This window comes from Kumtagia ephedrae (assembly GCF_003012745.1).
Taxonomy (GTDB): Bacteria; Pseudomonadota; Alphaproteobacteria; order Rhizobiales; family Rhizobiaceae; genus Kumtagia; species Kumtagia ephedrae.
The window spans coordinates 76813-91883 of sequence record NZ_PXYK01000002.1; the positions used below are offsets into that span (position 1 = coordinate 76813).

Sequence of the window (15071 nt, forward strand, 5' to 3'; positions counted from 1 at the left end):
CCGCGTCAGGCCTTTTTCGCCGCGCCGGCGGTCAGCTTCGGGGTATCGTCGCGCTGCCCCCATTCATGCCACGAGCCGTCGTAGAGCTTCCAGTCCTTGTTGCCGGCACGCTCGATCATGAAGCCGAGGATGGCGGCGGTCACGCCGGAGCCGCAGGTGGTGATCACCGGGCCGCCGACATCGGCGTCGGCATCGGCGAAGATTTTCGCAGCGGTTTGCGCATCGACGAAGGCAAAATTGTTCGCCGGATCGAAGAATTTCTGCCAGGGCGTGTTGATGGCGTTGGGCATGTGGCCGCTGGCCACGCCGGGATAGCCGGAGCCTTCCGTGCCGTCGAAGCGGGCCGCGGTGCGCGCATCGACCACTGTCGTGCCGCCGTCGAGCGCGGCCCGCACATCGTCGGTGTCGGCGACATGGCCCGGCCTGAGCTTCGCCTCGAACACCACCGGAGCGACGTCAGGCGCGTCGCCTGCCTCGACCGGCCTGCCTTCAGCCAGCCATTTGCGGAAGCCGCCATCGAGGATGCGCACCCTGTCGTGGCCGAAGACGCGGAACATCCACCACAGCCGCGCCGACACGTAGCCGGAATCGTAGACGACCACGGTGGTGTCGTTGCCGATGCCGAGGGCGCCGACCTCCCTCGCCCAGAGTTCCGCCGAGGGCAGCATGTTGACGTAGGGCGAGTCCGGATCCGACACCGCGCCGAGGTCGATGAAGCGGGCGCCAGGGATGTGGCCGCGGCGGAAATCGTCGACGGCATGCTTGCCGGCCTCCGGCAGGTACCAGGAGCAGTCGAGCACGACGAGCCCCGGCTCGCCCAGATGTTCCGAGAGCCAGTCGGTGGTCACAAGCCATTCGCTCATCGTCGTTCTCCAGCAAGGGACGGAAAAACGGAGCCGTCCGGCCCACAGCCTCAGCGCCGCGCCGAAGCCCCGCGCCGGCCGGGGGACCGCAGCGCCGCCAGCAGGCCGGGCACGTCGGCCGCGCTCACGGTCTCGCCGGCATCGAGCCTGCGGTCGATCTCGGCGTAGAGCGCGCGGTAGGAAGTCTGCCGCTGCACGCGCGGCATGTCCTGGGTGATCTCGCTGACCGCGTCATGAAGCGCGGCAGGCCAGCGTGCGTGATAGGCGTCGCGCGCCGGGCCGAAGTCGAACTCCTTGAGCGGCGCGCCGTCGCGGGCGGCGCGCATCTTCCCGCGCAGCGCCTCCGTCGCCGCGCGATCGAGCCCGTCCTTCAGCGTGCCGACTACGCCGTATTTTTCACGGGCGGTATCGAGCGACACATATTCGTCGAGCACATCCTCCCACACCGTCGCCGCCGGCCGCTCGAGCGGATCGCCATAACCGCCGCCGCCCTGCGTGCCGAGGCGCAGCACATCACCGGCATCCATCTCCAGAATGTCGATCTTGCCGATGTCGCGCGGGTCGTCGCCGTCCGGGTTGAGGAGGGTGTAGCCGGTCGTGCCCGGCGTGCCGCCCTTGCGGCCGGCCGGCGGGAACAAATAGCGCTCCATGTTGCGCGCCGTGATGGTGGTGAACGGCACGTTGGTCTCGAACTCGACGATCGAGCCTGTGCCGCCGCGATAGCGGCCGGCGCCGCCGGAATCGTCGCGCAGCGAATAGCGGCGGATCAGGAGGTTCGGCATCTCGTGCTCGAGCAGCTCGGTCGGCACGTTCTTGAGGAAGTTGAGGATGACCATGGTGCCGTCGACGCCGTCGTCGACCGGCCGGCCGCCGGAGCCGCCGACCAGCGGCTGGACGACGCTGACCCTCGTCTCGCCGGTCGCCATGTCCGGCACCGATACCAGCAGGATCGAGCCCTGGCCCGAGTCGGTTGCCGGAAGCTGGTCGGGCACCGCCTGCGACAGCGCGCCGATGATGACGTCGCAGACCTTGTGCGAGGTCGAATAGCGCCCGCCATAGGCGGCGCCGGCCTCAGGATTGATGATGGTGCCCCTGGGGATGTGGACCTTCATCGGCCGCACCAGCCCGGCATTGTAGGCGATGCCGGGCTCGCGCGTGCACAGCCAGTTGACCACGCCGGTGATCAGCATCCAGTGGCCGTCCTTGCTGAAGCTCGGCAGGTTGAGCGCGGCGCGCACCTGCGGCGCCGTCCCGGTGAAGTCCATATGCATCTCGCCGCCGCCGATGGTCAGCTTCAGGTTGACGCGCAGCAGCCCCTGCCCGACCATGTCGGCCTCGATGAAATCGCTGAAGCGGTAGACGCCGTCGGGCACGGTCGAAATGACCCGCCGGGCCTGCGTCTCGGCGTAGTCCATCACGTCGACGATGCCCTGACTGATCTTCTCCGGCCCGAAGCGCCCCAGCAATTCCTTGACCCGCCGCTCCGCCGTCGACAGCCCGGCGATGCAGGCCTTCATGTCGCCCCAGTTCTGGTCGGCGGTCCGGGTGTTGACCAGGAACATCTTCAGGAAGGTCTCGTCGAGCCTGCCCTGGTGGAACAGTTTTTGCGGCGGAACGCGGATGCCTTCCTGGTAGATCTCGTGGCTCGACGGCGCGATGCTGCCCGGTACGCGGCCGCCGACATCCGACATGTGGACGAAGGTCCAGGCGTAGCAGATCAGCTTGCCGTCGTGGAAAATCGGCTTCCACAGGAAGATGTCGTTGAGATGGGTGCACATTCCCCCGGTCGCCTCGGGGTCGTTGGTCATGAAGATGTCGCCCTCGCGCACGTCGTCGCCCATCGCCTTGACGGCGTCGTCCATCGGCATGCCGACCATCATCAGCACGCCGTAGCGGCGCGACGCGGCGAACACCTCGCCGCCGGGGCTCACCAGCACCGCGCCATAGTCCTGCGTTTCCTTGATGAAGACGGTGTGCGCGGTGCGGAACAGCGCCTGCGCCATCTCGTCGACGATCGCCTGGAAGCGGTTGCTCAGGATCTCCAGACCGATCTTGTCCTCGATCATTTCAGCCGCTCCCCGACGAGATTGAACCAGTCGTCCACCGTCACCTCGAAACCTTCGGGCACGTAGACCGTCGTGTCGTACTGCTCGACCACGGCAGGCCCGCGGAAACGGTCGCCGGGGCGAAGCGCCGCGCGCTGCAGGACGGCGCCGGTGACGGCCCTGCCCTGCTCGTAGATCGGGCGCGACGAGGCCGGCTTGTCGCCGGCCGTCGCGAAGGGGCGCAGGTCATCGAAATTGGGTTTTCGCGTGACACCGACGATCTGCACCCGCGCCTCGAGGATACGGATGGGGTTGCTGCGGTCGGCGAAGCCGTAGACCAGCTCGTAGCGGTCGTGGAACCAGCGCTGCAGCGCTTCCACCGACAACGGCTCGTCCGGGAACACGACGTTCAGTTCGAAGGACTGGCCGACATAGCAGATGTCGGCCGAGCGGATCAGGTAGGTCTCGGTGACGTCGACCTGCTGCTTGTCCAGCCAGTCGCGCGCCTCGCCCTCCAGCGTCGCGTAGCAGCCGGCCAGCGTCTCGTCGGCGAGGTCGCGCGCGTCCTGCCACAGGCTGCGCACGAAGTCGGCGCGCAGATCGGCGACCAGGCAGCCTAGCGCGCAGAGCAGGCCCGGCGTCGGCGGCACCAGCACGCGCCGCATGTTGAGCTCGCGGGCGAGCATGAAGACATGCGTCGGCCCGGCGGCGCCGTAGGCGAGCAGCGAGAAGTCGCCGGCGTCGACGCCGCGCCGGGCGAGCTGCGGCACCAGCTCGGCATAGATGTTGGCGGTCGCCACCTGCAGGATGGCGTCGGCGGTCTCCTCCGGAGTCTTGCCGAGACGCTCGCCCAGCGTCGCCAACGCGGCGCGCGCCTTGTCGATGTCGAGCTTCATCTCGCCGCCGAGCAGGCCGCCCGGCGCCATGATGCCGAGCACCGCATAGGCATCGGTGACGGTCGGCTCGGTGCCGCCGCGCCCGTAGCAGGCAGGCCCCGGCCGCGCGCCGGCGCTGCGCGGCCCGACCTTCAGAACGCCCTCCGCGTCGAGCCAGGCGACGGAGCCGCCGCCGGCGCCGATCGCCGACACGTCGACGGCCGGCAGCAGCACCGGGAAGTCGCCGATGGTGTTCTCGGTGGAATAGGGTATCTCGCCGTCGACGACGGCGATGTCGACGCTGGTGCCGCCCATGTCCAGCGTGATCAGGCGCTCATCGCCGATCATCCTGCCGATGAAGGCGGCGCCGATGACGCCCGAGGCCGGACCGGACAGCAGCGTCTCGACCGGCCGCTCGCCGGCGGCCTCGACGCTCATCACCCCGCCGTTCGACTTGGTCGAGAAGATGCGGGTCGCCAGGCCGGCGCGCTTCGTCTTGTCCTCCAGCGTGTCGAAATAGGTGCGCATGCGGGCGCCGATATAGCCGTTGATGACGCTGACCAGGCAGCGCTCGTATTCGCGCTGCTGCGGCCAGAGGTCGGACGACGCGATGACGTAGAGGTCGGGGAACTCCTCCAGGATCCAGGTTTTCGCCTGCTGCTCGTGTGCCGGAAAGCGGTAGGAATGCAGGAAGCAGATGGCGATGTTCGAGGCGCCCTGCGCGACGAGGTGACGGGCGGCGGCGAGCACGTCGTCGCGCCGGATCGGCACGACCACCTCGCCGTCCTGCGCCAGCCGCTCGTCCACTTCGGCGACGCGGCGGCGCGGCGCCAGCGCGCGCGGACGCGGGAAGAACAGGTCGTTGGCCTTGGGAAGCCGCAGCCGCCGCAGCTCGAGGATGTCGCGAAAGCCCCTGGTGGTCAGCAGCCCGACCTCGGCGCCGTCGCGCTCCAGGAGCGTGTTCACGCCGAGCGTCGTACCGTGCGAGAAGTAGGCGATTTCGGACGCAGCAATGCCGTGGCGGGCATCGAGCTGGTCGAGCCCGGCGATGATCGCGTCTTCCGGGTTCTGGCGATTCGAAGGCACCTTCAGGGCAACGAGCCTGCCGCTATCCTCCTCCATCAGCAGCACGTCGGTGAACGTGCCGCCGATGTCTACGCCGAGGCGGTAACGCATGGACTTCTGGCTCATGGCCGGAAACGCTCCTTCAAACTGCAACGCGCGGCCGGCGGAAGGGCCGCGGCCGCCGCGGGGCCCGGCCCACAGGGCAGCCGGTATCCAGCTCGGGCACGCCTCGTTGCAGCAGACTTTACCCGCGCGAGCGCAGAATGAAAGGCAAATTGTATCGTATTTCGGATCATTGTTGTGATATTTGGAACTTCGACGCATCGACGACGCCGGCTATGACGGAATCCGGGAGCTAGACCATGAAAGACAGCTATACCCATGTGGTCCTCGGGCTTGGCGGGCTTGGCAGCGCCGCCTGCTACTGGCTGTCGCGCCGCGCCGGCACCGACGTGCTGGGCATCGAGCAGTTCGAGCTCGGCCATGGGCGCGGCGAGTCGCAGGACCATTCGCGCATCATCCGCAAGACCTACCATACCGTCCCCTATGTGCGGTTCGCCGAGCAGGCCTACGAGGCGTGGGGAACCGTCGAGGAGGACAGCGGCGAGCAGCTCGTGCTGAAGACCGGGGAGCTGAATTTCTGGCCGCCGAAGACGACGCTCGACGAAGCCGCCTACAACGAGAGCATGGCGGCATGCGGCGTGCCCTATGACATCCTCGACGCGGCGGAGCTGCGGCGACGCTTTCCGCAATTCCGCTTCGACGGCGACATCCATGCCGTCTACCAGCCCGACGGCGGGCTCGTCGGCGCCATCAAGGCGAACGAGGCGCATCGCCGCCTCGCGCTGCGCAACGGCGCCACCCTTCTCGACAACATGCCGGTGAAGCAGATCCGCCCGGTCAACGGCGGCTACGAGATATCGGCGGGCGGACGGATTTTTTCGGCGGAGAAGATCGTCGTCGCCGGCGGCCCGTGGACGAACCGGCTGCTCGCCCATTTCGGCCTGGAACTGCCGCTGAAGGTCACGCACGAGCAGGTGACCTATGTCGACAGCCCGCATCTGCAGGAATTTTCGCCCGACCGTTTCCCGGTATGGATATGGATGATCCACGACAATTATTACGGCTTTCCAGTCTATGGCGCCGCGGGGGTCAAGATCGCGAAGGACCGCTTTTCCCCCACCGATACGGACAGCCGCGGCTTCGATCCGGACGCCGGTAACGAGCGGGACGTGCTGCGCTTCCTCGAAGACCACATACCGAGGGCGGCCGGCCCGGTGCTCTACACCAAGACCTGCCTGCTCACCCACACGCCGGACGCGGACTTCGTGCTCGACCGCATCCCCGGCCATCCGAACTGCGTCTGCGCCGTCGGCGCCACGCACGCCTTCAAGTTTGCGTCCGTCATCGGCCGCACCCTGTCGGAGCTTTTGATCGACGGGCAGACCCCCGCCGACATCTCCGCCTTCCGCTTCGACCGGGCGGCGCTATCGCTGCCGGGTGTGTGGAACCTGCCGGAAAGCTAGCTCGAAAGCCCTGAACTCCGACCTTTGAAGTTTCTCGCGAGCCCCCCTCTCCGTCTCGCCCTTCGGGCTCGACACCTCTCCCCACATTCGTGGGGGCGAGGAACCCAGGCTGGAGAGGCGCCGGCATCGCGGTAGCGGTTCCTCGCCCCCACGAATGTGGGGGAGAGGTGTCGAGCCCGAAGGGCGAGACGGAGAGGGGGGCGCTTCACTCGTCAGAGCTTGAGTTGAAAGGCTCGCCTCGTCTGCCGTACCGAAGCTAGACCTGCTCGGCGCTTCGCCACCATCAGGCAGCGTTCGCCTTGGCGCCGGCAATATCGGCCGCCGGCAGCAGGTCGTCGTCGATCGGAATGCCGAGCGTGGTGTTCAGCCGGTTGGTCGCAAGCATCGCCGAGCCGTAGGCGACGACCTCCACGACGGTTTCCGCACCGTATCTGGCTTCCAGCAACTTCAGCGCGGCCGGCGGCGTGGCCTTGTGCGCGACCGGCTCGCCTGCGATGCGATGGGCGATCTCGATCAGCGCCGCCTCGTCGTCGGTCGGCACGTAGCCGTCGGGATCTACGCCGTGCGCCTTGAGCGCGCGGCGGAAATAGAGCGAGCACAGCAGGCAGTGCGAATCCTCCGAGATCGCCAGCGAGAACACGTCGACGGCGCGCGCGCCGAGGCGCGAGCGCAGGCTCTCCTTGAGCGGCAGCACCGCGCCGAACAGGCGAAACGCCGGCGCCGAATGCAGCAGCACACCCTTCATGTTGGTGACCCGCCCTACCCGCTCCTGCTCAGCCCTTGCCAGTCCGGCAAGCTCCGCCGGAGCGTCGGGGGAATGCCAATCGAAGGAGGAAACGGACATGGGGAGCTACTCTTGGGTTGTATTCCGGACGGCCGCGGAGAGCCGTCCGAACGCCTGACATCGCCCCGAAATAAGACAAGCGCTTGCGAATGTGAAGGTTTCCGCCTCGGATTATCCATGGCCCAGAAGTGACCCGCGCCTGCTTCGCCTTGGCCGCCGGAACGGCTCCGGACGCGCGTCACATGTTGCGGCGCCTGCCCTCCAGAAGGTCGAGCACGCCGCGCGCCGCGTCGAGCACGTTGGTGCCCGGTCCGAACACCGCGGCGACGCCGTGATCGAGCAGATATTGGTAGTCCTGCCGCGGGACGACGCCGCCGACCACCACGACGACGTCCTTCGCGCCGTGCGCCTTCAGCGCCTCGACAAGCTGCGGCGCCAGCGTCTTGTGGCCAGCCGCCAGCGACGACATGCCGACCACATGCACCTCCGCGCCTATCGCCAGGTCGGCCGCCTCCTGCGGCGTCTGGAAAAGCGGGCCGGCGATCACCTCGAAGCCGATGTCGCCGAAGGCAGACGCGATGACCTTGGCGCCACGGTCGTGGCCGTCCTGGCCGAGCTTGGCGACGAGCAGCCGCGGCGGCTCGCCGAGCACGGACGCGACATGCCGCAGCCGCGTCACCAGCGTCTCGTATTCCGGCTCGCCGGCATAGGACTGGCCGTAGACCTTGCGCACCACCTTCGGCACGGCCGAATGATCGCCGAAGACTGTTCGCATGGCATCTGATATCTCGCCGAGCGTGGCGCGCGCCCGGGCGGCCTCGACCGCGGCCTCGAGCAGGTTGCCCGCGCCGCCGGCCGCGACCTCGGCGAGCGCGGCAAGGGCTGCCTCGACCCGCGCGGGGTCGCGCCGGCGCTTTGTCTGCTCGATGCGGGCGACCTGCGCCTCGCGCACCGCCTTGTTGTCGATGTCGAGGATGTCGATCCGGTCTTCCTGTTCGAGCCGGTACTTGTTGACGCCGACGATGACCTCGTCGCCGCGATCGACGGCCGCCTGGCGGCGGGTCGCCGCCTCCTCGATCAGGCGCTTCGGCAGGCCGTCGTTGACGGCCTTGGTCATGCCGCCCATCGCCTCGATCTCCTCGATCAGCGCCCACGCCTTTTCGGCGAGCTCGCCGGTCAGGCTCTCGACGTAGTAGGAACCGGCGAGCGGGTCGACCACCCGGGTCACGCCGGTCTCGTGCTGCAGGATGAGCTGCGTGTTGCGGGCGATGCGCGCCGAAAATTCCGTCGGCAGCGCGATCGCCTCGTCGAAGGAATTGGTGTGCAGGCTCTGCGTGCCGCCGAGTGCGGCGCTCATCGCCTCGAAGGCGGTGCGCACGATGTTGTTGTAAGGATCCTGCTCCTGCAAGGACACGCCAGAAGTCTGGCAGTGCGTGCGCAGCATCAGCGACGACGCCTTCTTCGGCGAAAACTCCTCCATGATGCGCGTCCACAACAGCCGCGCCGCGCGCAGTTTCGCCGCCTCCATGAAGAAATTCATGCCGACGGCGAAGAAAAACGACAGGCGCCCGGCGAAATCGTCGACATCGAGGCCCTTTTTCAGCGCCGCCCGCACATATTCGCGCCCGTCGGCCAGCGTGAAGGCCAGCTCCTGCACCAGCGTCGCCCCGGCCTCCTGCATGTGATAGCCGGAGATCGAGATGGAGTTGAACTTCGGCATCTCCTTCGCCGTATAGGCGATGATGTCGGCGACGATGCGCATCGACGGTTCCGGCGGGTAGATGTAGGTGTTGCGGACCATGAACTCCTTGAGCACGTCGTTCTGGATGGTCCCGGAAAGCTTTTCGCGCGAGACGCCCTGCTCCTCGCCGGCGACGATGAAATTCGCCAGGATCGGGATCACCGCGCCATTCATGGTCATCGACACCGACACCTGGTCGAGCGGGATGCCGTCGAACAGGATCTTCATGTCCTCGACCGAATCGATCGCCACGCCGGCCTTGCCGACGTCGCCCTCGACGCGCGGATGATCGCTGTCGTAGCCGCGGTGAGTGGCGAGGTCGAAGGCAACCGACACGCCCTGCTGCCCGGCGGCGAGCGCCTTGCGGTAGAAGGCGTTGGAGGCCTCCGCCGTCGAGAACCCGGCATATTGGCGGATCGTCCACGGCCGGCCGGCATACATGGTTGCGCGCGGCCCGCGCACGAAGGGTTTTTCGCCCGGCATGCTGCCGAGATGGTCGACGCCGGCAAGATCCTCGGCGGTGTAGAGCGGCTTGACGGCGATGCCCTCCGGCGTCTGCCAGACGAGCTTTTGCGGGTCTGCCCTGATCTCCTTCTCGGCGAGGGCGCGCCACCTTTCGAGATCGGTCATGCGGAGCGCCTCCGGCCGGGCGCCGATCCCTCCCCCTTGAGGGGAGGGTGGCTCGCGCAGCGAGCCGGGTGGGGTCGCTTCGGCAGTGCTCGACCCAATTCGTTCAGTGACGCCGAGCGGGAGGAGAGGACCCCACCCGGCCGGACTTCGTCCGGCCACCCTCCCCTCGAGGGGGAGGGAACGCCAATCGCTGCGGCCATCACGCGAACTCCATGATCAGCTCGTCGACGGCCAGGCTGGCGCCGGTCGCGGCGGCGATGCGCTTGACGATGCCGCGGCGCTCGGCGCGCAGCACGTTCTCCATCTTCATGGCCTCGACCGTGGCGAGCGCCTGGCCGGCCTCCACCACGTCGCCTTCGGCGACCATGATCGAGGTGACGACGCCCGGCATCGGGCAGAGCAGCATTTTGGACGTGTCCGGCGGCGCCTTGTCGGGCATCAGTCCGGCGAGTGCTGCCACGCGCGGCGAGCGCACGCGGGCGACCGCGTCGATGCCGCGCCAGCGCAGCCGCCAGCCGCTGCCGGCGGCTGCGACCTTGACGCCCATCGGCTCGCCGCCGACGACGAAGCGGGCGTGGCTGCGGCCGGGCAGCCAGTCGCTCGCCACCGCAAGCGGGGCGCCGTCGCCGACCGACACAAGCATGCCTGCATCGTCGTCATGCACGGCGACGTCGAAGGCGCGGCCGGCAATCGTCACAGACCAGTCCCCGGCCACGGTGCGGCGATGGTTGGCCAGCGCGCCGGATATCTGCACGGCGCGCCGCTCGGCGCGCACGTGGACGACCGCCGCCACCGCCGCCAGCTTGCGCGCCTCCTCGTCCTCCGGCGTCACGCCGCCGAACCCGTCGGGAAACTCCTCGGCGATGTAGGCGGTGGTGAGCCGCCCCTCACGGAAACGCTCCTGCTGCATCACCGCCGACAGGAAAGGAAGATTGTGGCCGATGCCTTCCACCTCGAAGTCGTCGAGCGCGGCGCCCATCGCCTCGATCGCCGCCAGCCGGTCGGGGGCCCAGGTGCACAGCTTTGCGATCATCGGGTCGTAATACATCGAGATCTCGCCGCCCTCGAACACACCGGTGTCGTTGCGCACGACCATGCCGTCGTCGCGCCGTCCTTCGGCAGGCGGGCGATAGCGCGTCAGCCGGCCGATGGAGGGCAGGAAGTTGCGGTAAGGGTCTTCGGCATAAAGGCGGCTCTCGATCGCCCAGCCCGACAGCGCCACGTCCTCCTGGCGGATGGCCAGCCTTTCGCCGGCCGCAACCCGGATCATCTGCTCGACCAGGTCGAGGCCGGTGACCAGCTCCGTCACCGGATGCTCGACCTGCAGGCGGGTGTTCATCTCGAGAAAGTAGAAATTGCGGGCGCCGTCGACGATGAACTCGACCGTGCCGGCTGAAAAATAGCCGACGGCCTTGGCGAGCGCCACCGCCTGCTCGCCCATCGCCTTTCGAGTAGCCGCGTCCAGGAAAGGCGAAGGCGCCTCCTCGATGACCTTCTGGTTGCGCCGCTGGATCGAGCATTCGCGCTCGCCGAGATAGATCAGGTTGCCGTGCCGGTCGCCGAGCACCTGGATCTCGATGTGGCGCGGATCGGTCACGAATTTCTCGATGAAGATGCGGTCGTCGCCGAAGGAAGACTTCGCCTCGTTGCGCGACGACTGAAAGCCCTCGCGCGCTTCGGCGTCGTTCCAGGCGATGCGCATGCCCTTGCCGCCGCCGCCGGCCGACGCCTTGATCATCACGGGATAGCCGATGTCGCGGGCGATGCGCGCCGCCTCCTCGGCACTGTCGATCAGCCCCATATGGCCGGGCACGGTGCTGACGCCGGCGCCGGCGGCTATCCGCTTGGAGGTGATCTTGTCGCCCATCGCCTCGATGGCGCCGACCGGCGGACCGATGAAGGTCACCTCAGCCTCCTTCAGCGCGTCGGCGAAATGCGGGTTCTCCGACAGGAAGCCGTAGCCCGGATGCACCGCGTCGGCGCCGCTCCTGCGGACGGCGTCGAGGACCCTGCCGATGGCGATGTAGGATTTTGAGGACGGGGACGGGCCGATATGCACGGCTTCATCAGCCATCTTCACGTGCAGCGCCTCGCGGTCGGCGTCGGAATGGACGGCGACGGTGGCGATGCCGAGCTTTCGTGCCGTCCTGATGACCCGGCAGGCGATCTCGCCGCGATTGGCGATGAGGATCTTCTTGAACATGTCAGGCCCTCATAGCGGCATGGTGTCGTGCTTCTTCCAGCGCTGCTCGGCCGTCTTGCCGCGCAGCGCTGCGAAGGCCCGGGCGATGCGCCGGCGCGAGGAATGCGGCATGATCACCTCGTCGATGAAGCCGCGCTCGGCCGCCACGAACGGATTGGCGAAACGCTCCTCGTAGTCCTGCGTGCGCCGCGCGATCTTCTCCGCATCACCGAGTTCCGAGCGGTAGAGGATCTCGGTCGCGCCCTTGGCGCCCATCACGGCGATCTCGGCGCTGGGCCAGGCATAGTTGACGTCGGCGCCGATGTGTTTCGACGCCATCACGTCATAGGCGCCGCCATAGGCTTTCCGCGTGATCAGCGTCACCATCGGCACGGTCGCCTGGCTGTAGGCGAACAGGAGCTTCGCGCCGTGCTTGATGACGCCGCCATATTCCTGGGCAGTGCCGGGCAGGAAGCCGGGCACGTCGACCAGCGTCAGGATCGGGATCGAGAAGGCGTCGCAGAAGCGCACGAAGCGCGCCGCCTTGCGCGAGGAATCGATGTCGAGGCAGCCGGCCAGCACCATCGGCTGGTTGGCGACGACACCGACGGTCTGGCCCTCGATGCGCAGGAAGCCGGTGACGATGTTTTTGGCATAGGCTTCCTGGATCTCGAAGAAGTCGCCCTCGTCGGCGATCGCCAGGATCAGTTCCTTCATGTCGTAGGGCTTGTTGGCGCTGTCGGGGACCAGCGTGTCCAGCCGCATCTCCAGCCGCGACGGATCGTCGAAGAACGGCCGGACGGGCGGCTTCTCGCGGTTGTTCAGCGGCAGGAAGTCGAACAGCTTGCGGATCGCCTCCAGTGTCTCGACGTCGTTCTCGAAGGCGCCGTCGGCGACCGAGGATTTCTGCGTGTGCGTGCGCGCGCCGCCGAGTTCCTCCGCCGTGACGATCTCGTTGGTGACGGTCTTCACCACGTCGGGACCGGTGACGAACATGTAGGAGGAGTCGCGCACCATGAAGATGAAGTCGGTCATGGCCGGCGAATAGACGGCGCCGCCGGCGCAGGGCCCCATGATCACCGAGATCTGCGGGACGACGCCAGAGGCGTCGACGTTGCGCCTGAACACCTCTGCGTAGCCGGCCAGCGAATCCACGCCCTCCTGGATGCGCGCTCCGCCGGAATCGTTGAGGCCGATGACAGGCGCCCCGTTGCGCACGGCCATGTCCATGATCTTGCAGATCTTCCTGGCGTGCGTCTCCGACAGCGAGCCGCCGAGCACGGTGAAATCCTGCGAGAACACGTAGACAAGGCGGCCGTTGATGGTGCCCCAGCCGGTCACCACGCCGTCGCCGGCAATCTTCTGCCCGGCCATGCCGAACTCGGTCGCCCGGTGCGTGACGTACATGTCGTATTCCTCGAACGAGCCCTCGTCGAGCAGCACGTCGATACGTTCGCGGGCGGTCAGCTTGCCCTTGGCGTGCTGGGCGTCGATGCGCTTCTGCCCGCCGCCGAGGCGGGCCTCGGCCCGCCGCTGCTCGAGCTGCTCGATGACGGCGCGCATCAGCGGCCGGCCCTCGGCCCGGGCGCCTGCCCGGCCGTCGGAACGACCACTGCGAGCGGCACCGCCACACCCCCGATGGCGAATGCGTCATACAAGCTCACTGGCGGCCCTCCGTAACTCCCGGTCACGGTTGCCCCTAACGCCAAACCGCTCGCATCAGAACGCTTGAACAGGTGCAAAAGCGTGGTGTATAAAGTTGCAAACTTCACTTTGCGAATTTGCGACATGGCGCCTCCGAAACTCTATATCGGCCGCAAGATCCGCGAGCTGCGCCAGGCCGCCGGCCTCACCCAGGTGCAGTTCGCCGAGCGTCTCGGCATTTCGACGAGCTATCTCAATCAGATCGAGAACAATCAGCGGCCGGTCTCGGCCGCGGTGCTGCTGGAGCTTGCGGAAAAGTTCCAGATCGACCTGTCCGACATTGCGCAGACCGACAGCGACCGCATGCTGTCGGCCTTGTCGGAGGCGCTCTCCGACCCGCTGTTCGACAGCCACAGGCCGACCTTGCAGGAACTGAAGCTGATCACGCAGAACGCGCCGTCCCTGGCGCGCGCGCTGATCTCAAGCCACCAGGCCTATCGCCGCGCCAGCGAGCAGCTGGTCAGCCTCGACGACACGCTCGGCCGCGGCGTTTCGGCGGCCGAGCCGACGCCGTATGAGGAGGTGCGCGACTTCTTCCACTTCGTCGACAACTACGTGCACGACCTCGACGTTGCCGCCGAAAAGCTCGCCACGGACGTCGGCCTGCCCGATCGCGAGGCCGGCGCCGCGCTTGCCGACCACCTGGAGAAGCGGCATGGCGTGCGCGTTGTCCGCTCCGGTCCGGGCGAGGATTTTTTGCGCCGCTACGACCCGGCGTCGCGGACCCTGTTCCTCAACCCCTATTCGCCTGCAGCGACGCGCACCTTCCAGACGGCGTTCCAGATCGCGGCGCTGGAGATGGAGCCGCCGATCGCCGGGATCGTGGGAAAGGCCGGCTTCCGCTCGGCCGAGGCGGCGGAGGTCTGCAAGATCGGCCTCAAGAACTATTTCGCCGGCGCCCTGGTGCTGCCCTACCAGTCCTTCATGAGCGCGGCCAGGGAGCTGCGTCACGATCTCGAACTGCTCGCCGCCCGCTTCGGCGCCAGCCTCGAGCAGATCGCGCACCGGCTGTCGACCTTGCAGCGCCCGGGCCTGAAAGGCGTGCCGGTCTTCTTCGCCACCATCGACCGCGCCGGCAACATCACCAAGCGGCACAGCGCGGCGAAGCTGCAGTTCGCCCGCTTCGGCGCCGCCTGCCCGCTGTGGAACGCCCACCAGGCCTTCGAGGCGCCCGGCCGCATCGTGCGGCAGCTCGCCGAGACGCCGGACGGCGTACGCTATCTCAGCGTCGCCACCGAAATAACCAAGAGCGGCGGCGGCTACCGCGCACTCCACCGGTCCTATGTGATCGCGCTGGGCTGCGAGATCTCCTATGCCGGCGATTTCGTCTATGCCGACGGACTGGACAAGGACAGCCGCGCCGCCTTCGACCCGATCGGCATCTCCTGCCGCATCTGCGAGCGCCAGAACTGCCCGCAGCGCGCCGTCCCGCCGCTCAAGCGGCGGCTGAGCATCGACCACAATGTGCGGACGTCGCTGCCCTATTCGATGCTGTAGCAGCTTGAAGGTACGTCGCGTGCAAGCAATGGGCTTGGCGGCTATGCGTTCCCAAGGAGTTGAGAACCACATTCACATGGTTGCGTTGTGCACTTTCTGGTACAACTTCATCCGCGTTCAGAAGACGCTGAAAACGGCGTTCGGAATGGTGTTGGCGCG

At 67.5% G+C, this 15071-nt stretch carries 9 protein-coding genes; 2 read left to right on the forward strand and 7 right to left on the reverse strand.

What is annotated here, in order from left to right:
* Nucleotides 1-5: 5 nt before the first annotated feature.
* From C7I84_RS02115 to C7I84_RS02125, 3 genes are read right to left on the reverse strand one after another with little or no spacing between them, the layout of a single operon-like run.
* A complete protein-coding gene (locus C7I84_RS02115) occupies nt 6-863 on the reverse strand; it encodes a sulfurtransferase (RefSeq protein WP_106770505.1) in 858 nt (285 codons plus the stop codon).
* Nucleotides 864-913: 50 nt separating this feature from the next.
* Nucleotides 914-2929, reverse strand: coding sequence for a hydantoinase B/oxoprolinase family protein (locus C7I84_RS02120; protein ID WP_106770506.1), 2016 nt, complete (start codon nt 2927-2929; stop codon nt 914-916).
* A complete protein-coding gene (locus C7I84_RS02125) occupies nt 2926-4974 on the reverse strand; it encodes a hydantoinase/oxoprolinase family protein (protein WP_207770949.1) in 2049 nt (682 codons plus the stop codon). The genes C7I84_RS02120 and C7I84_RS02125 overlap by 4 nt, the downstream gene beginning before the upstream one ends.
* A 236-nt stretch (nt 4975-5210) precedes the next feature.
* Between C7I84_RS02125 and solA the strand changes: the two genes are divergently transcribed.
* A complete protein-coding gene (solA, locus tag C7I84_RS02130) occupies nt 5211-6374 on the forward strand; it encodes an N-methyl-L-tryptophan oxidase (RefSeq protein WP_106770507.1) in 1164 nt (387 codons plus the stop codon).
* Nucleotides 6375-6657: 283 nt separating this feature from the next.
* On the opposite strand, the gene C7I84_RS02135 is transcribed toward solA, so the two are convergent.
* The 4 genes from C7I84_RS02135 to C7I84_RS02150 form a co-directional block, all read right to left on the reverse strand.
* Nucleotides 6658-7218, reverse strand: coding sequence for a carboxymuconolactone decarboxylase family protein (locus C7I84_RS02135; RefSeq protein WP_133170047.1), 561 nt, complete (start codon nt 7216-7218; stop codon nt 6658-6660).
* A 178-nt stretch (nt 7219-7396) separates the two neighbouring features.
* Nucleotides 7397-9529 carry a methylmalonyl-CoA mutase gene (scpA, locus tag C7I84_RS02140; protein WP_106770509.1) on the reverse strand — a complete coding sequence of 711 codons (2133 nt, stop codon included), beginning with the start codon at nt 9527-9529 and terminating at the stop codon, nt 7397-7399.
* Nucleotides 9530-9728: 199 nt separating this feature from the next.
* Nucleotides 9729-11732, reverse strand: a complete 2004-nt coding sequence (locus tag C7I84_RS02145; protein ID WP_106770510.1) for an acetyl-CoA carboxylase biotin carboxylase subunit — start codon at nt 11730-11732, stop codon at nt 9729-9731.
* A 9-nt stretch (nt 11733-11741) separates the two neighbouring features.
* Entirely contained in the window at nt 11742-13274 is a 1533-nt protein-coding gene (locus C7I84_RS02150; RefSeq protein ID WP_106770511.1) for an acyl-CoA carboxylase subunit beta, read from the reverse strand.
* Nucleotides 13275-13499: 225 nt separating this feature from the next.
* Here C7I84_RS02150 and C7I84_RS02160 point away from each other — a divergent pair, with 225 nt between their 5' ends.
* Nucleotides 13500-14912, forward strand: a complete 1413-nt coding sequence (locus C7I84_RS02160) for a helix-turn-helix domain-containing protein (RefSeq protein ID WP_106770513.1) — start codon at nt 13500-13502, stop codon at nt 14910-14912.
* Nucleotides 14913-15071: the final 159 nt, after the last annotated feature.